16 protein-coding genes, 1 pseudogene and 1 riboswitch are annotated in these 18,237 nt (G+C 31.5%); of the genes and pseudogenes, 13 read left to right on the top strand and 4 right to left on the bottom strand.

The window, feature by feature from the left end:
- The first annotated feature begins 48 nt into the window (after positions 1-48).
- Together ACIQZ1_RS01180 and ACIQZ1_RS01175 are read left to right on the top strand one after the other, a co-directional pair.
- Positions 49-873 (top strand): thymidylate synthase, encoded by an 825-nt coding sequence (locus ACIQZ1_RS01180; RefSeq protein WP_291240924.1) that lies wholly within the window; start codon positions 49-51, stop codon positions 871-873.
- Positions 874-997: 124 nt separating this feature from the next.
- Positions 998-1,696, top strand: a complete 699-nt coding sequence (locus ACIQZ1_RS01175; protein ID WP_396158270.1) for a hypothetical protein — start codon at positions 998-1,000, stop codon at positions 1,694-1,696.
- Between the two features lie 9 nt (positions 1,697-1,705).
- Here ACIQZ1_RS01175 and ACIQZ1_RS01170 read toward each other — a convergent pair whose 3' ends face one another.
- Positions 1,706-1,831, bottom strand: a complete 126-nt coding sequence (locus ACIQZ1_RS01170; RefSeq protein WP_396158268.1) for a hypothetical protein — start codon at positions 1,829-1,831, stop codon at positions 1,706-1,708.
- A 75-nt stretch (positions 1,832-1,906) separates the two neighbouring features.
- Between ACIQZ1_RS01170 and ACIQZ1_RS01165 the strand changes: the two genes are divergently transcribed.
- The 3 genes from ACIQZ1_RS01165 to ACIQZ1_RS01155 are packed head-to-tail and all read left to right on the top strand — an operon-like array spanning position 1,907 to position 3,886.
- Positions 1,907-2,404 carry a dihydrofolate reductase gene (locus ACIQZ1_RS01165; protein ID WP_396158266.1) on the top strand — a complete coding sequence of 166 codons (498 nt, stop codon included), beginning with the start codon at positions 1,907-1,909 and terminating at the stop codon, positions 2,402-2,404.
- Between the two features lie 48 nt (positions 2,405-2,452).
- On the top strand, positions 2,453-3,184 hold the full coding sequence (gene ubiE, locus ACIQZ1_RS01160; RefSeq protein WP_396158264.1) for a bifunctional demethylmenaquinone methyltransferase/2-methoxy-6-polyprenyl-1,4-benzoquinol methylase UbiE: 732 nt from the start codon (positions 2,453-2,455) through the stop codon (positions 3,182-3,184).
- Positions 3,185-3,187: 3 nt separating this feature from the next.
- Positions 3,188-3,886, top strand: a complete 699-nt coding sequence (locus ACIQZ1_RS01155) for a porin family protein (RefSeq protein ID WP_396158262.1) — start codon at positions 3,188-3,190, stop codon at positions 3,884-3,886.
- Between the two features lie 24 nt (positions 3,887-3,910).
- Here ACIQZ1_RS01155 and ACIQZ1_RS01150 read toward each other — a convergent pair whose 3' ends face one another.
- The gene (locus ACIQZ1_RS01150) at positions 3,911-4,636 is read right to left on the bottom strand and encodes a TrmH family RNA methyltransferase (protein ID WP_396158260.1); all 726 of its coding nucleotides are present in this window, start codon (positions 4,634-4,636) and stop codon (positions 3,911-3,913) included.
- A gap of 32 nt (positions 4,637-4,668) precedes the next feature.
- Between ACIQZ1_RS01150 and ACIQZ1_RS01145 the strand changes: the two genes are divergently transcribed.
- From ACIQZ1_RS01145 to accD, 3 genes are all read left to right on the top strand, one after another.
- Positions 4,669-7,230, top strand: coding sequence for a BamA/TamA family outer membrane protein (locus tag ACIQZ1_RS01145; protein WP_396158258.1), 2,562 nt, complete (start codon positions 4,669-4,671; stop codon positions 7,228-7,230).
- Positions 7,231-7,301: 71 nt separating this feature from the next.
- Entirely contained in the window at positions 7,302-8,369 is a 1,068-nt protein-coding gene (fbaA, locus tag ACIQZ1_RS01140; RefSeq protein WP_396158256.1) for a class II fructose-bisphosphate aldolase, read from the top strand.
- Positions 8,370-8,456: 87 nt separating this feature from the next.
- Positions 8,457-9,311, top strand: a complete 855-nt coding sequence (accD, locus tag ACIQZ1_RS01135) for an acetyl-CoA carboxylase, carboxyltransferase subunit beta (protein WP_396158254.1) — start codon at positions 8,457-8,459, stop codon at positions 9,309-9,311.
- A 103-nt stretch (positions 9,312-9,414) separates the two neighbouring features.
- Here accD and metK read toward each other — a convergent pair whose 3' ends face one another.
- Positions 9,415-10,686 (bottom strand): methionine adenosyltransferase, encoded by a 1,272-nt coding sequence (gene metK / locus ACIQZ1_RS01130; RefSeq protein WP_396158252.1) that lies wholly within the window; start codon positions 10,684-10,686, stop codon positions 9,415-9,417.
- A gap of 338 nt (positions 10,687-11,024) precedes the next feature.
- Positions 11,025-11,133: riboswitch (SAM riboswitch) on the top strand.
- A 106-nt stretch (positions 11,134-11,239) separates the two neighbouring features.
- Here metK and ACIQZ1_RS01125 point away from each other — a divergent pair.
- The 5 genes from ACIQZ1_RS01125 to ACIQZ1_RS01105 all read left to right on the top strand — a co-directional run bounded on the left by ACIQZ1_RS01125 (position 11,240) and on the right by ACIQZ1_RS01105 (position 18,035).
- Positions 11,240-12,256 (top strand): homocysteine S-methyltransferase family protein, encoded by a 1,017-nt coding sequence (locus ACIQZ1_RS01125; RefSeq protein WP_396158250.1) that lies wholly within the window; start codon positions 11,240-11,242, stop codon positions 12,254-12,256.
- 179 nt (positions 12,257-12,435) lie between these two features.
- Positions 12,436-15,126 carry a methionine synthase gene (gene metH / locus ACIQZ1_RS01120; protein WP_396158248.1) on the top strand — a complete coding sequence of 897 codons (2,691 nt, stop codon included), beginning with the start codon at positions 12,436-12,438 and terminating at the stop codon, positions 15,124-15,126.
- A gap of 77 nt (positions 15,127-15,203) precedes the next feature.
- Positions 15,204-16,160 (top strand): methylenetetrahydrofolate reductase [NAD(P)H], encoded by a 957-nt coding sequence (gene metF, locus ACIQZ1_RS01115; RefSeq protein ID WP_396158246.1) that lies wholly within the window; start codon positions 15,204-15,206, stop codon positions 16,158-16,160.
- 55 nt (positions 16,161-16,215) lie between these two features.
- Positions 16,216-17,304, top strand: a complete 1,089-nt coding sequence (locus ACIQZ1_RS01110) for an acyloxyacyl hydrolase (RefSeq protein WP_396158244.1) — start codon at positions 16,216-16,218, stop codon at positions 17,302-17,304.
- Positions 17,301-18,035 (top strand): head GIN domain-containing protein, encoded by a 735-nt coding sequence (locus ACIQZ1_RS01105; RefSeq protein ID WP_396158242.1) that lies wholly within the window; start codon positions 17,301-17,303, stop codon positions 18,033-18,035. Before ACIQZ1_RS01110 ends, ACIQZ1_RS01105 begins: the two co-directional genes overlap by 4 nt.
- Here ACIQZ1_RS01105 and ACIQZ1_RS01100 read toward each other — a convergent pair.
- Positions 18,032-18,237: pseudogene (locus ACIQZ1_RS01100) on the bottom strand (hypothetical protein); the annotation flags it as partial. The gene ACIQZ1_RS01105 and the pseudogene ACIQZ1_RS01100 sit on opposite strands and share 4 nt — an antisense overlap.

Below are 18,237 nucleotides of genomic sequence, written 5' to 3'. Positions count from 1 at the left end.
ATAACCTGACAGGTTTTAGCAACCTGTCAGGTTTGAAACAAACTTTATATGAAACAATATCACGATTTAGTAAAGCACGTATTAGCAAACGGCACTCAAAAAGGAGACCGAACAGGAACTGGAACCATTAGTGTTTTTGGTTACCAAATGCGATTTGATTTAAGTGAAGGATTTCCAATGGTAACCACCAAAAAGTTACATTTAAAATCGATTATTCACGAATTACTTTGGTTTTTAAAAGGCGAAACAAATATTGCCTATTTACAAGAAAATGGCGTAAAAATTTGGGATGCTTGGGCAGATGAAAATGGAAATTTAGGACCTGTGTATGGGCACCAATGGAGAAATTGGAATAGCGAAGAAATCGATCAAATTACAGAATTAATTGAAACCTTAAAAACCAATCCAAACAGCCGTAGAATGTTAATTTCGGCTTGGAATCCATCAGTGTTGCCTGATACTACCGTTTCTTTTTCGGAAAATGTGGCTAACGGAAAAGCGGCTTTACCACCTTGTCACGCGTTTTTTCAGTTTTATGTTTCTGATGGAAAATTATCTTGTCAGTTGTACCAACGTAGTGCCGATATTTTCTTAGGTGTACCGTTTAACATTGCTTCGTATGCCTTATTTACGATGATGGTAGCACAAGTTTGTGGATTAGAAGCGGGTGAATTCATACACACTTTTGGTGACGCACATATTTACAACAATCATATAGAACAAGTGAATTTACAATTGAGCCGTGAGCCAAGAAAATTACCAATAATGAAATTGAACCCAAATGTAACCAACATTTTCGATTTCACTTTTGACGATTTCACTTTGGAAGGCTACGACCCACACGAGCATATTAAAGGAGCGGTTTCGGTTTAAAAAAAACATCAAACACATAATAATTGAGCAAAGCTAATTGAGAATAGAAGGATATGCTCAACTAAATAACAAAAAACTGAGTATATATACAAGTTAGCGGCAAGATTACCACAAAAAAAAGCAAATGAGAAACATCATTTTTTTATTTTTAATATCAACACTAATTTCTTGTAATAATTATAACTCTAAATGGGAAGTAATTAAAGGAATTGGAATTTCGGAAGGCGAAACACTTAACAATGCAATATATTTTCAAGATTCATTGAAGGGTATCATTGGAGGATATAAATTGGTTGAGAATGAAAATTCTAAAAACTATGATAAATTAGATATTATTCCAGTTTTATACTTGACCAAAAATGGCGGAAAAGATTGGACACTAATAAATATAGAAAATGTACAAAATGACGTTGACAATGTATTTCTTTCTGGTAATACTATTATTTGTCAAATTGACTCCGCAGTTTTTAAATCAAATGATTTAGGTTTAACTTGGAATTTGATAGAAAAATCAAATTATAAAGTCTTAAGTCAAAAATATTTCCCTAACTTAAACCAATACAACATATCAAATCCAAAATTTGAATTTGATAATAAAAAGTATGACATAAAAGAATCGTATAAATTTAAAAACGTTGAAGTTATCGTATGTTACGGAGAAGAATCTTTGACCAATTATTATTTTATTACAAAAAATAACGGAAAGAAATGGGAGTTTTTGCAAGATGAATTCGGCTCCAACAAGAAAAAATATTTGCTTAAAGACGAATATTTAATTGCTTTTGACGCTCAACACGGATTACAAAAACTGAAATTAAAATAAATCCAGCCGCTAACAGCGGTTTGCTTCAATGGCTACTTCCGGATTTTCCGCAGGAAAATCCGCTGCTGAATGGAATGTTTTATTATATTTGTAATGGCTTGGTGTTGGTTCAACGCCACTGAGAGCAAGCCTCATAACGTTAATTGCTATTAAAGTTTAAATCAATAATTTCTCACAAAATCACTACCTTAGCACATTAAATTTTCAACTATGCTAACACTAATCGCCGCAACATCTACAAACAATGCTTTGGGTAAAGACAACCAATTGGTTTGGCATTTACCAGATGATTTTAAACGTTTTAAAGCGTTAACTTCCGAGCATTATATCATTATGGGAAGAAAAACCTTTGAAAGTTTTCCAAAGCCTTTACCAAACAGAACGCACGTTATTATTACTCGTCAAAGTGATTATATAGCACCAGTAGGATGTATAGTGGTTTCAAGCTTAGAAGAAGCCATAAAAGTTTGTCCAAAAAACGAAGAAATTTTTATTATTGGCGGTGGCGAAATTTACAAACAATCCATAGATATTGCAGATAAAGTTGAACTTACTCGCGTACATACAACCGTAGAAGCCGACACGTTTTTTCCAGAAATAAATCCAGAACAATGGAATCTTATTTTTGAAGAAGTGCATTTAAAAGATGAAAAACACGCCTTTGATTTTACGTTTCAAACTTTTATTAAAGCAAATCGTAATTCGTAAATTGTAATTCATAATTTTCAATTACTTTTGTACTTCAAAATCAAAACAATGTCCGAAACTATAAAACCATATCAAGATTCCGAAACAGGTAAAAAAGAGCAAGTAGCTCAAATGTTTGATACCATTTCAGGAAATTATGATGGATTAAATAAAATAATTTCGTTAGGAACAGATGCTACCTGGAAAAAGAAGATTTTACAAATGGTAAAACTTCAACAGCCAACGTCTATTTTAGATATTGCTACCGGAACTGGAGATTTAGCTATATTATTTGCAGAAACTACGGCTACAGAAATTATCGGTTTAGATATTTCGCAAGGCATGCTTGATATGGGGAAGAAAAAAATTTCAGACAAAAACTTAGATTCAAAAATTCAAATGGTTTTAGGTGATGGAGAAAAAATTCCCTACACAGATAATTATTTTGATGTGATAACGGTGGCTTACGGCGTAAGAAATTTTGAGAATTTAGAAAAAGGACTTTCTGAAATACTTCGTGTGTTGAAACCAAATGGTACTTTTATTATTTTAGAAACTTCTGTACCAACAAAATTTCCTTTTAAACAGGGCTATTATGTGTACACCAATTTTATCATGCCAACCATTGGAAAACTGTTTTCTAAAGATAAAGCCGCGTACAAATATTTGTCTACTTCTGCACAAAATTTCCCTTTTGGAGAAGCGTTAAACAATATTTTACGAAAAATTGGGTTTATAGATGTAAAGCACGATCCACAAACCATGGGCGTAGCTACAATTTATAAAGCATCAAAAAAGTAAAAAATGCAAGTTAGATATCTTATTTTTATTTTATTATTCGCACTGAAATCATTTGCTCAGGGCGGCACCTTTGGTAAAAATCCGATAATAAATGATGAAAATTTTGAGAAGAAAAAAATTCATTTTGGATATTATTTAGGATTTAGCAGTTATAATTATCAATTTAATTATAAAACGGTTGGAAAAGATATTGAGTTGAAACCCGCCACTGGTTTTAATGTTGGTTTGGTAGTTAATTTAAGATTAAGAGAATTTTTCGATTTACGATTTGAACCTGGTTTTTATGCTACACAACGTAATTTAATTTATCCATATATTGAAGATCGAGTAGATCGATTAAGAGAAGTAAAAGCAGCCAATTTACACTTTCCATTGCTGTTAAAATATTCCGCATTGCGAACAGGAAATGTGCGACCATTTTTGGTTGGAGGTGTTTCTTCAACTTTAAATTTAGGAAGTAACGAAAAAGCAACAGACGATAATTCAGCAAATAGATTTCGAGTAAAAACCTGGACGCAAAATTACGAAGTTGGTTTTGGATTGGATTTATATTTGGAATATTTTAAATTTTCTCCATCCATTCGTGGTGTTTTTGGAACGGGTGATGAATTAATTCGCGATTTGGACCCGAATTCTCCTTGGACAGGAAATATTAAATCGATGCAAACAAGAGCTGTTTTTGTTAACTTTACTTTCCACTAAGTCGTAAAGTCACAAGGTTGTTTTTTAGTTACTTCGTTTAAATTCTGATAAAAATATCGCAGTAGCAGTGGCTACGTTTAAACTTTCAGTTTGCTGTAAATTTCCAAATCTCGGAATAGCAATTTTTTGAGTAATTAATTTCTCAATTTCTGAAGATATGCCATTGGCTTCATTTCCCATTACAAGTATACCGCTTGTTGGTAATTCTTTTTTATAAATGTTTTCGCCATCCATAAATGTTCCAAAAATTTCCAAATCAGTAGCTTTTAAATAAGCGGCTAAATTGGCGTATTCTACTTGTACTCTGGCCAAACTTCCCATAGTAGCTTGAACTACTTTTGGATTATATATATCTACGGTTTCTTCGGTGCAAATAATTTTAGAAATACCAAACCAATCACACAATCTTATAATAGTTCCCATATTTCCTGGGTCTTTTATGTTGTCTAAAGCCAATTCTAAACCAGAATTACTACTGGAACTATATTCTTTAATTTTAAAAACAGCTAAACAATCATTTGCAGAAGTTAAAGCCGATATTTTTTTAAGTTCACTATCTGAAATAAGTGTTGCGGCGTGTTTTTTGTCAAACAAATCTGTTTTGGTTACAAATAAATGTTCCAAACTAAAATTAGCGTCAATAAGTTCTTGAATCACTTTTTTCCCTTCTGCTATGAAAAGATTGTGTAACTTACGGTACTTTTTTTGTTGTAAACTATTAATTAGTTTAATTTGGTTTTTGCTAACCATAAAAAATTGTATTTTTGATAAAAATTAAGCATTTGAAGAATCTCACTCCAAAAATAGTACTATTTTTTCTTTTAGGACTACTTTTTTACTCTTGTTCTGAAGTAAGAAAGCTCCAAAAGAAACAATTGCTTATTGAAGATAACGAAATTATAGTAAATAACAAATCTGTTAACTTAGAGGATTTGCACAATCAATTGTATCAAAAACCCAACAGTAAATTATTAGGTTTTAAACCCCGTTTACAATTATATAATTTAAGTAAAAAAAATGCAGATTCTTCATACCAAGCGTGGTTGCTAAAAAAACCAAACCGATTAGAAAGAATGACAAAATTGTATTCTAAAAAGCAAGTAAATCGATTGGGTAAATCGTTTTTGGTTTCTGGTTATAGTGATTTTTTCAAACAAGTAGGAGAAGCTCCTTCTATATTAGATACGGCAAGAGTAAGAAAATCGGAAATTAGATTGCAATCGTATCAATTTAATAGAGGTTTTTTTGATGTGAAAGTGGCTTCTAAAATTGATTCTTTTAAAAATAAAAAAGTAAAAGTTACGTATCAAATAAACACAGGGAAACCCTATGTAATTGATAGTATTTTTAGAAATATTGATTCGCCAATTGTAGATTCATTATATCAAAATATTTCTGGAAATTCCTTAATAAAGACAGGCGAAACGTATACCGCAGAAAATATAAGCAACGAGAAAAAACGAATTGCCACGGAATTTCGAAATAGAGGCTTATATCATTTTCAAGAAAATTACATTAAAAGACCCGATATAGATACGATTGGCAAAAAAAACAAGTTGAATATTACTTTTAATATTGGAAATAGAATTGTTAAAAATGCCGATTCTACTTATACGGAACCATTTAAGTTATATAAAATTAACAAGGTAAATATTTTTACAGACAAACAAGTAAAAGAAAGAGCGATCGGAATTGATAGTATTTCGTATAAAAAATTTAATTTCTATAGTTCTGGGAAACTAAAATATAAACCTAAAGCATTAGTAAATGCTATTTTTATTGAAGAGGGAAAATTATTTAGCGAACAAGATAAAACGTTAACTACAAGAGCGTTATCTAATTTGAAAGTATTTGCATATCCTCGAATTCAATATGTAGAAGACGCTACTGGAAATGGATTAATTGCAAATATTGTATTAACACCATTAAAAAAATATAATTTCAACATTAAAGGTGATTTTACCCAGTCCAACATTCAGTTGTTTGGTATTTCTGGATTTACAGGAATTACGTTTAGAAATTTGTTTAAAGGCGCCGAAATTTTAGATTTTTCTTTGCGAGGTAATTTGGGTTCCTCAAAAGATGCCAGTATAAAAAACAGTACCGATGCCTTTTTTAATATATTAGAATATGGTGCGGATGTAAAATTAAGTTTTCCAAGAATTTTCTTTCCAATAAATACCAGTAATATTATTAGAAAAGAATCGTTACCTAGTACTTCTATCACCTTAGGTTTATCTAAACAAACAAATATTGGCTTGGATAAAGAAAATTATTATGGAAGTTTTTATTACGATTGGGGTTTAAATAAAGATGAAACTAAAAAGTTTAAATTGGATTTATTTAACTTACAATTTGTAAAAAATTTAAATATTGACAATTATTTTAACGTATATAATTATTCATACAATACATTAAATAATTTAGCACAAACGTATAATACAAATGCTACTTTTGAAGATGACGCTGGGAATTTGACTTTTTCAGGAGCGGTAGATTTTATTAACGCGGTAACAAATAATGCATATCCTTTAACGCTTCCGCGTGATAATCCAGATTATAAAATCATTAACACCATTGGAGAAAGAAGAAAAAGATTGATTGAAAATAACTTAATTTTATCTTCAAGTTTTTCTTATAATTTAAGCACCAAAAGAAGTATTAATGATGTGCAGTTTTATAATATTAAAGCCAAAATTGAAAGTTCAGGAAATATTTTAAGTCTTATTGCAAAACAAAAAAAAGAAGGATTAAATAGTAACGACAATCAAACTGTTTTTGGTGTAGAATATGCGCAATATCTTAAAACGGAATTTGAATACATCAAACATTTACATTTATATAAGAAAAGCTCCTTAGCATTTAGGTTTTTTGGAGGAGTAGCTGTTCCTTACGGAAATTCAAATTCAGTACCTTTTTCAAGAAGTTATTTTGCAGGAGGAAGTAATGATAATAGAGGATGGCAAGCTTATTCATTAGGGCCTGGATCAAGTTTAAGTGTAAATGATTTTAATGAGGCCAATTTAAAACTTTCTTTAAATTTAGAATACCGATTTAATATTTTTAATAGCTTAAACGGAGCTTTATTTACCGATGCAGGTAATATTTGGAATGTTTCAGATAATGTAGAAGACGAAAAATTAAAATTTAAAGGAACAAAATCTTTTCAAGAGGTTGCTTTAGGGACTGGTTTTGGACTTCGATATGATTTTGGTTTCTTTGTAATTCGTGGCGATTTAGGTTTCAAAGCCTACAATCCAGCTAAAGAATATTCGCAAAGATGGTTGAAAGATATGAACTTTTCTAAAACTGTTTTTAATATAGGTATCAATTATCCTTTTTAAAATTAATAAAATTGTTACTTTTGTAAATTCAAAAAAAACAACATAAATAAATTATCAATAAATAAAAACGTATGAGTCATAATATCAAACCTGGAGTAGCCACTGGAAATCAAGTTCAAGAAATTTTTAATTACGCTAAAGAAAAAGGATTTGCTTTGCCAGCTGTCAATGTTACAGGAAGTAGTACAATAAATGGAGTTTTAGAAACAGCAGCAAAATTAAATGCACCTGTAATTATTCAGTTTTCAAATGGAGGCGGTCAGTTTAACGCAGGAAAAGGAATGTCAAATGCTGGTGAAAAAGCAGCTATTTTAGGTTCTATTGCTGGCGCAAAACACGTGCATACTTTAGCTGAAGCTTATGGTGCAACTGTAATTTTACATACGGATCATTGTGCGAAAAAATTATTACCTTGGATTGATGGTTTATTAGATGCTTCTGAAAAACACTTTGCAGAAACAGGAAAACCATTATATTCTTCTCATATGATTGATTTATCTGAAGAACCAATCGAAGAAAACATTGAACTTTGCAAGCAATATTTAGCAAGAATGAGTAAAATGGATATGACATTAGAAATTGAATTGGGAATTACTGGTGGAGAAGAGGATGGTGTAGATAATTCGGATGTGGATAGTTCTAAATTGTACACACAACCAGAAGAAGTTTCTTATGCATACGAAGAGTTAATGAAAATTAGTCCACGTTTTACTATCGCAGCTTCTTTTGGGAATGTTCATGGGGTTTATAAACCAGGAAACGTAAAATTAACACCTAAAATTTTAAAAAATTCTCAAGAATATGTTCAAAATAAATTCAACACAGGAGCTAATCCGGTTGATTTTGTTTTTCACGGAGGTTCAGGTTCAACAATTGAAGAAATTAGAGAAGCAATTTCATATGGTGTAATTAAAATGAACATCGATACTGATTTACAATTTGCTTTCACAGAAGGAATTAGAGATTACATGACGTCTAAAATCGACTATTTGAAAACACAAATTGGAAGTCCTGAAGGAAGTGACAGTCCAAATAAAAAACATTACGACCCAAGAAAATGGATTCGTGAAGGAGAAGTTACTTTCAATACAAGATTAGAACAGGCTTTCGCCGATTTAAATAACGTGAATACATTATAGTCATCAAGTCCAAAAGTCGAATGTCTGAATGTTTTCAGATTTGTTAGGCTTTTGACTTTTGACTTTTAACTTTTGACTTGAAAAATTATGGCTTGGTTTAAAAGAAAAGAAAAAGGAATTACAACTGCAACTGAGGACAAAAAAGATGTACCAAAAGGATTATGGTACAAATCGCCTACAGGAAAAATTGTAGATTCAGAAGAATTAGAAAGAAACTTATGGGTAAGCCCAGAAGACGATTATCACGTACGAATTGGTAGTGCTGAATATTTTAGAATTTTATTTGATGATAATGAATTCAAAGAATTAGATGCCAATTTAACTTCTGTAGATTCATTAAAATTTGTGGATACGAAAAAATATAGCGATCGTTTAAAAGAAGTTACCGAAAAAACCAAACTAAAAGACGCAGTTAGAACTGGAGTAGGAAAATCTAAAGGGAATGACATAGTTATTTGTTGTATGGATTTTGCTTTTATTGGTGGTTCAATGGGAGCTGTTGTTGGCGAAAAAATTTCGAGAGGAATTAATTATGCTATCGAAAATAAATTGCCATTTGTGATGATTTCAAAATCAGGTGGTGCTCGTATGATGGAAGCGGCGCAATCTTTAATGCAATTAGCAAAAACATCTTCAAAATTAGCACAATTAGCAGAAGCACAATTACCGTATATTTCATTATGTACTGACCCTACAACGGGAGGAACAACTGCTTCATATGCTATGCTTGGAGATATTAATATCGCAGAACCAGGCGCTTTAATTGCTTTCGCCGGACCTCGTGTAGTTAGAGACACTACAGGTAAAGATTTGCCAGAAGGTTTTCAAACCTCAGAATTTTTATTAGAACACGGTTTCTTAGATTTTATTTCGCATAGAAAAGAATTAAAAGATAAAATTAATCTATATATCGATTTAATCTTAAATCAAGATATTAGATAAAAATAAAAAACCCGATTTTCATTTGAAAATCGGGTTTTTTTATTACATTAAAAGTCATTAAGACTTTCGATATTCGACTTTTGACTTTCGACATTCGACTTAACTATATTCCAAAAGCAGTTTTAATATCTGCTACACGGTCTAATTTTTCCCAAGTAAATAATTCAACTTCTATTGTTTTTACAACACCATCTGGTGATTTAAACGTTTTTGTTACTACTTCATTTTTTCGTCCCATATGTCCGTAAGCGGCAGTTTCACTATAAATTGGCGTTCTTAATTTTAAATTTTGCTCAATAGCATAAGGTCTTAAATCAAACAATTGTGCTACTTTATCAGAAATTTGAGAATCTAATAAACCATTTTTAGCGGTTCCGTATGTGTTTACATAAATGTTACAAGGTTTTGCAACACCAATGGCATAAGAAACTTGAACTAAAACCTCGCTTGCCACACCTGCAGCAACTAAGTTTTTAGCAATATGACGTGCAGCATAAGCAGCACTTCTATCTACTTTACTTGGATCTTTACCTGAAAAAGCACCACCACCGTGAGCACCTTTTCCTCCGTAAGTGTCAACTATAATTTTTCTACCTGTTAGTCCAGTATCACCATGTGGTCCTCCGATTACGAATTTTCCAGTTGGGTTAATGTGGTATTCAATTTTGTCGTTAAATAAATGAGCATATTGAGGGTATTTAGCCAAAATTCTTGGAATTAAGATGTCAATAATATCTTTCTTAATTTTTGCAAGCATAGAAGTTTCTTCATCAAAATCATCGTGTTGTGTAGAAACTACAATAGAATCAATTCTAACTGGAATATTGTCATCATTGTATTCTAAAGTAACTTGAGATTTTGCATCTGGTCGTAAATACGTAATCGCTGAATTTTCTCTTCTTAATTCTGCTAATTCTTGTAATAATTTGTGTGCTAAATCTAATGCTAATGGCATTAAATCAACTGTTTCGTTTGTAGCATAACCAAACATAATTCCTTGGTCACCCGCACCTTGTGCATTGGCTTTCGATTCAAAATCTGTAGCGGCAGCTCTATCAACTCCTCTGTTAATATCATCAGATTGATCGTGTATCGCTGATAATACTCCACAAGAGTTCGCTTCAAACATATATTCGCTTTTTGTGTAACCAATTTTTTTGATTACATCACGCGCAATAGTTTGAACATCTAAATAGGTATTAGATTTTACCTCACCAGCCAAAATTACTTGCCCTGTAGTCACTAACGTTTCACAAGCCACTTTTGAATTTGGGTCAAATGCTAAAAAATTATCAATTAATGCATCACTAATTTGATCTGCAATTTTATCTGGATGCCCTTCGCTCACAGATTCCGACGTAAATAAATATGCCATAATTATAAAAATAAATAAATACTAATTATCGAAAAAATTGCAAGGAAATACTAAAGTAGGGAAGATTCTGCTTTAGCATTTTTTTACGAGGTTGCAATCAGTTCAAATTTTTCCTCTTTAATTCTGGTGCAAAGTTATAAAATCAATTTGATATTTAAATCATAAATTATAATTAATATTTTATTTTCAATTACAAACCATATTTATAGATAAATTTTCTTTAAATTAAATTATATAATGAAAAATTAACTAAATTTAATAATAAAAATATTAAATATTAGAAAATATTTCTTTTTTGAATATTTTTATTACCTTTGCACTGTTCTTAAACATACTGATTGTTATCACGAAAGGTGGAGGGATTAGACCCTTTGAAACCTTAGCAACCCTACGCTTGTAGAAGGTGCTACATTCTATTCCAATATTATTATAGGAAGCAGATAACTAGAAAATTTTACATTTTTCGCTGATATCAATTTTTAAGTTTAGATTCTTGCCCTTTCATTTTTTAGAAATTGTCAAGGTTTTTTTTAAAAAATATAATATCATTAAAATGTCAAATAGTATCACAAAATCAACTGAAGTAGCTAAAAGCAGTATTCATCAAGCCATTAAAGAAAGAATTTTAGTTCTAGATGGTGCTATGGGTACAATGTTGCAACGCAATAAATTTGAAGAAGAAGATTTTCGTGGCGAACGATTCAAAGATTTTCCACATCCACTAAAAGGAAATAACGATTTACTTTCTATAACACAACCAGAAGCGGTAAAAGCAGTACATAGATTGTATTTTGAGGCAGGTGCGGATATTGTAGAAACCAATACATTTTCTGGGACTACAATTGGTATGGCCGATTACCATATGGAAGATTTGGTATACGAATTAAATTACCAATCCGCAAAAATTGCAAGAGAAGTGGCTGACGAATTTACAGATAAGCCTCGTTTTGTAGCGGGTTCCATTGGTCCAACAAACAGAACGGCTTCCATGTCGCCAGATGTAAATGATCCTGGCTATCGTGCTGTAACTTTTGACGACTTACGAATCGCTTATAAACAACAAGTAGAAGCTTTAATTGATGGTGGTTCGGATGTGCTTTTGGTTGAAACTATTTTCGATACATTAAATGCCAAGGCCGCACTTTTTGCAATTGAAGAAGTAAAAGAAGAAAGAAATATTGATATTCCAATTATGGTTTCAGGAACTATTACAGATGCTTCCGGAAGAACTTTATCTGGACAAACGGTCGAAGCTTTTTTAATTTCTATTCAGCATATTCCTTTGTTAAGTATTGGATTTAATTGTGCTTTAGGAGCCGATCAGTTAAAACCCTATTTAAAACGTTTGGCACATCATACGCAGTTAAATATTTCGGCCCATCCAAATGCTGGTTTGCCAAATGCCTTTGGAGAATACGACCAAACACCAATGGAAATGCAGGCTTTAATTCGGGAATATTTACAAGATAATTTAATAAATATAATTGGAGGTTGCTGCGGTACAACTCCAGAACACATTAAATTAATAGCAGAAGTTGCAGCAGAATTTAAACCAAGAAAATCAGAATAAAACAGTCATTTAGCATTTTACTATTCTAAATGAATTTTAAAAAAGCAAAAATGAAAAATAGCATAATCAAAATAAAAAAGTACGTTACTAAAACCAAAATCTTTTGGAAAGAAGTATTAGAAAATTATAAAAAAATAAGTAACATATTTTAAAAATAAGTTATCAGATTAGTAAATAAGATGTCAAGAAACAATAAAATAAATTTACAACTTTCAGGATTAGAGCCGCTCTTTATTAATGAAGAATCTGTTTTTGTGAATGTTGGTGAACGAACCAATGTAACAGGTTCTCGTAAATTTCTTCGTTTAATTAAAGAAGAAAAATACGACGAAGCGCTTTCAATAGCTCGTGAGCAAGTAGAAGGTGGTGCCCAAATTATCGACATTAATATGGATGAAGGAATGTTAGATGGCGTTTATGCTATGACAAAATTCCTAAATTTAATTGCTGCCGAACCAGATATTGCTCGTGTTCCTGTGATGATTGATAGTTCGAAATGGGAAATTATTGAAGCAGGTTTAAAAGTCGTGCAAGGAAAAGCGGTTGTAAATTCAATTTCACTTAAAGAAGGCGAAGCTGTTTTTATTCATCACGCTAAGTTGATTAAACGCTATGGTGCAGCAGTAATTGTAATGGCTTTTGATGAAGTCGGACAAGCAGATAATTACCATAGAAGAATTGAAATTTGTAAAAGAAGTTACGATATATTAGTAAACCAAGTTGGTTTTCCTGCCGAAGATATCATTTTCGATCCGAATATTTTTCCAGTAGCAACCGGAATGGATGAGCATAAATTAAATGCTTTAGATTTTTTCCAAGCTACGAAATGGATTCGTGAAAATTTACCTTTTGCTAATGTTTCTGGAGGCGTAAGTAATGTTTCATTCTCCTTTCGTGGTAACGATAAAGTCCGTGAAGCGATGCATTCAGCTTTTCTATATCACGCCATTCAAAATGGGATGACTATGGGGATTGTCAATCCAGAAATGTTAGAAATTTATGATGAGATTGATCCTGTTTTATTGGAACACGTTGAAGATGTTCTTTTAAATAGAAGAGAAGATGCTACAGAACGATTATTAGATTTAGCCGAAAGTTTTAAAGGCGATTTTAAGATAAATGAAAAAACTATAGCTGAATGGCGAAATGGTTCTATTCAGGAACGATTAACCCATTCTTTAGTAAAAGGAATAGACGAATTTATAGAAATTGATGTTGAAGAAGCTAGATTAAGTGCTAATAAAGCCATTGAAGTCATAGAAATTAGCTTAATGAATGGTATGAATGTGGTTGGTGATTTATTCGGAAGTGGAAAAATGTTTTTACCTCAAGTGGTAAAATCAGCCCGAGTAATGAAAAAAGCTGTGGCGTATTTATTACCATTTATTGAAGAAGAAAAAGATTCAACCGCTTCGTCCTCTGCCGGAAAAGTTCTGATGGCAACCGTTAAAGGTGATGTTCACGACATTGGAAAAAACATTGTTTCAGTAGTTTTGGCGTGTAACAATTTTGAAATTATCGATTTAGGCGTTATGGTTCCGCCTGAAAAAATTATTGATGCTGCCATAAAAGAAAACGTAGATATTATCGGTTTAAGCGGATTAATTACACCTTCATTAGACGAAATGGTGTATTTGGCCAAAGAACTGGATAAGTTGAACATCAAAATTCCAATAATGATTGGTGGCGCTACCACTTCTCGTGCGCATACAGCTGTTAAAATTGCTCCAGAATATGAGTCAACTGTAGTCCATGTCAATGATGCTTCAAGGGCGGTAACAGTCGCGTCGAATTTATTAAATACGGAAACAAAAACCGATTTTTCAATAGCTTTACGAAAAGAATATGACACGTTAAGAGATGGCTATTTAAATAGAGCAAGAGAGAAAAATTTCTTAACAATTGAAGAAGCTCGTAAAAATAAATTCAAAATTAATTGGGATACTTTTAAACCGATACAGCCTAATTTTATTGGAACTAAAACAGTTGAGGTAGTATTATCAGAATTAGTCGATTTTATCGATTGGACACCGTTTTTTCAATCTTGGGAATTATACGGAAAATATCCAGCCATTTTATCGGATGAGGTTGTAGGGGAACAAGCCTCAGATTTGTTTAAAGATGCCCAAAATATGTTAGCTAAAATTGTCTCTGAAAAATGGTTTACAGCTAAAGGAATTTTAGGAATTTTTCCCGCTAACACCATAAATGATGATGATATTGAAGTATATTCAGAACCAATAACCAATAACCCAAAACCCAAAACCTTTTTATCATTAAGGCAACAATCGCAAAAAACCGCAGGAGCGCCTAATATTGCTTTAGCCGATTTTATTGCACCAAAAGATTCTGGAGTCCAAGATTATATAGGTTGTTTTTGTGTAACAACAGGATTTGGAGTGGATGAAAAAGCAACAGAATTTGAAAGCCAATTAGACGATTATAATTCGATTTTAGTCAAAGCTTTAGGCGATAGATTAGCAGAAGCTTTTGCGGAATATTTACATTTAAAAGTTCGAAAAGAAATTTGGGGATATGCGTCAGAGGAACAACTTTCAAATCAAGAATTAATTAAAGAAAATTACAAAGGAATTCGTCCAGCACCAGGATATCCAGCTTGTCCAGACCATTTAGAAAAACCAACTATTTGGGATATTTTAAAAGTGGAAGGAAATATAGGTGTGAAATTAACTGAAAGTATGGCAATGTGGCCCGCTTCTTCAGTTTCAGGATATTATTTTGCTCATCCAGAAAGTAAGTATTTTGGGTTAGGAAAAATAAAATCAGACCAAGTAGCAGATTACGCAAAAAGAAGAAACATATCAATAGACACAGCAACTAAATGGTTAGCACCAAATATTGCAGATTAATTTAAGGTATTGGGCAAAAGGTTTAAGGTAAATAGACTACCTAATAACCAAAACCCGATACCTAAAACCTAAAAAAAATGAAAGTAACTGAACATATCCAAAACGCCAACGGAAAACCTTTGTTTTCTTTTGAAATTTTACCACCTTTAAAAGGTCAAAATATTCAATCAATTTTTGATAGTATTGATCCGTTAATGGAATTTAATCCTCCATTTATTGATGTTACCTATCATCGAGAAGAATATGAATTTAAGGAATTACCAAATGGGTTATTGCAAAAGAAAATTGTAAAAAAACGACCAGGTACTGTTGGAATTTGTGCAGGAATTCAGAACAAATATAATGTAGACGCCATTCCGCATATTTTATGTGGTGGTTTTACAAAAGAAGATACCGAAAATTTACTAATAGATTTAGATTTTTTAGGAATCAATAACGTTGTGGCGCTTCGTGGCGATGCGGTTAAAAGTGAAATTTACTTTAAGCCAGAAAAAGAAGGTCACGTTTATGCCTCTGAATTGGTTTCGCAAATTAATGATTTAAATAACGGTATTTATTTAGATGCTGATTTGCAAAATTCTTCTAAAACTGATTTTTGTATCGGTGTAGCAGGATATCCTGAAAAACATATGGAAGCACCAAGTTTAGATAGTGACATTCATTTTTTAAAGCAAAAAATTAAAAACGGAGCAGATTATATTATCACACAAATGTTTTTCGACAATCAGAAATTTTTCGATTTTGTTGCGAAATGTCGTGCAGCTGGAATTACAGTTCCGATTATACCAGGTTTAAAACCCATCTCTACAAAAAAACAATTAAATTTAATTCCACATCGATTTAGCATCGAATTGCCAGATGATTTAATTATGTCTGTTGTGAAAGCCAAAGATAATGATGTAGTAAAACAAATAGGTATTGAATGGTGTACGCAACAAAGTAAAGAACTTGTGGCAGCAGGAATACCAGTGCTTCACTATTACTCTATGGGTAAAGCGGAAAACATCAAAGCCATTGCCAGTCAAATATTTTAATTTCAATTTTGATTGTAATTAAACTTCATAAGCTATATTTGTCTTAAATATTTTTATGAAACAATTTTTACTTTTATTTATTTTTGGAATTTCGTTTTCACAAAATCAATTGGACGCTTATTATATTGATGTTCAAGGGTTTCGTGGAAATATTTTCAAACATACACAAGAAGTTAGCCATTTGGCTACTGGTCATCCAGATGGATTTTTGGTCAGTATAAATAAAAAATCATCAGGTAAAAAAGAATGGCAACAAGTTTATGGTTATCCAGATTATGGAATTTCATTTCAAGCTATCGCTTTCAAAAACAACTATTTAGGTAAAAATTATGCGATAGGTTTACATTATAATTTTTACTTTTTAAAAAGACATTTACTTTTCAGAATTTCACAAGGAATTGGAGTTACAACCAATCCATACGATAAAGATACTAACAATAAAAACAACGCTTTTGGCTCGAAATTTTTAGATAACAATTACATTTTATTACAATATCAAAAGCAAAACATACTTGGTCCATTAGGTGTTCAAACAGGATTTATGCTTACCCATTTTTCGAATGCCCGATTTAAAGCACCAAATAGCGGTATAAATAGTTATTCTTTTACTTTTGGATTGAATTATAATTTTGATAAAGACAATCAAATAATAAATGATAGTCTACCAAATTCAAAATCGTATGCAGAAAAAATAAAATATAATTTAGCCTTTCGTACAGGAATTTCAGAAGCACCAGTAGTAGGAATTGGTCAGCGTCAGTTTTATCACATTGGTTTATATGCCGACAAACGATTTAATAGAAAAAGTGCCATACAATTAGGGACAGATGTATTTTTTTCAAGGTATTTAAAAGATTATATTCAATTTTCTTCTGTAGCCTTTCCAGATAAAAAACCAGTAGATCCTAACACAGATTATAAACGAGTTGGCGTTTTTGTGGGTCACGAGTTATTTATTAATAAATTATCCATTGAAACGCAATTTGGATATTATGTGTACAAACCTTTTAAATACGATATTGATATCTATCAGCGATTAGCGTTGAAATATTATATCAATAAAAATATATTTACAGGAATTGGTTTAAAAACTCATAAAGCAAAAGCGGAAGCGGCAGAATTAACTTTAGGAATTAGATTATGATAAAAAAATATATACTAGTTGTTTTTGTTCTCATTCTTTCCAGTTGTGGTATTTCAGAAGATTGTATAAAAAATGCAGGAAATCCAGTAACTAAAGAATATGCTATTTCTGATTTCGATAAAATTCGTGTGCATTCAGGAATTTCTTTGGTTGTAAAAGAAGGACCAGATTTTAAAGTCATCATTCAATCAGGCACAAATATAATCGGTAATATTGAAGTAACTAAACAAGGCGATTTTTTATTAGTAAAAGACAATTCAACCTGTAACTGGACGCGTGATTTTAAAGCTGCAACTGTTTATGTAACGGCACCAAATATTTCTGAAATTCATAGTAAAACTGAACAAGACATCTATTCAGACGGAACGCTTACTTTTCCAATTTTGAGATTATTTGCTTTAAATGAAGACGAAGCCGGTACTGGCGATTTCTATTTTAATATAAATAATGCACAAACCGTAATTGAATCTAACCACGTTTCTAATTTTTATATTTCTGGAAATACTGCGGAATTATTGTGTAATTTCTATTTTGGTACTGGTAAATTTTATGGAGAAAATTTCATTTGTCAAAACATAAAAATCTTTCAACGTGGATCTAACGATATGATTCTAAAACCCATACAATCTATTTCAGGAAAAATTTTAAATACTGGGAATGTGATTCTCAAAAACAATCCACCAATAATAAATGTAGAACAACTGTTTTCAGGGCATTTGATAATGAATTAAGCTTTCGTCTTCTCTCTAAAAACCTTTTCCAAATTGCTTCCTAAATCAGTAAGTTGTGCGTCTTCTACAATTTTTCCTTTGTGAATAATGATAATTCTATCACAGATAGCTTCTACTTCTTGCATAATATGTGTAGATAAAAACACGGTTTTATCTTTACCAATATTTTTAATTAATTCTCTAATTTCAACCAATTGATTCG

It is taken from the genome of Flavobacterium sp., assembly GCF_044341185.1.
Classification (GTDB): Bacteria; Bacteroidota; Bacteroidia; order Flavobacteriales; family Flavobacteriaceae; genus Flavobacterium.
The sequence above is the reverse complement of the archived record's forward strand: the minus strand, read 5'-3'. Positions and strand labels throughout refer to the sequence as shown.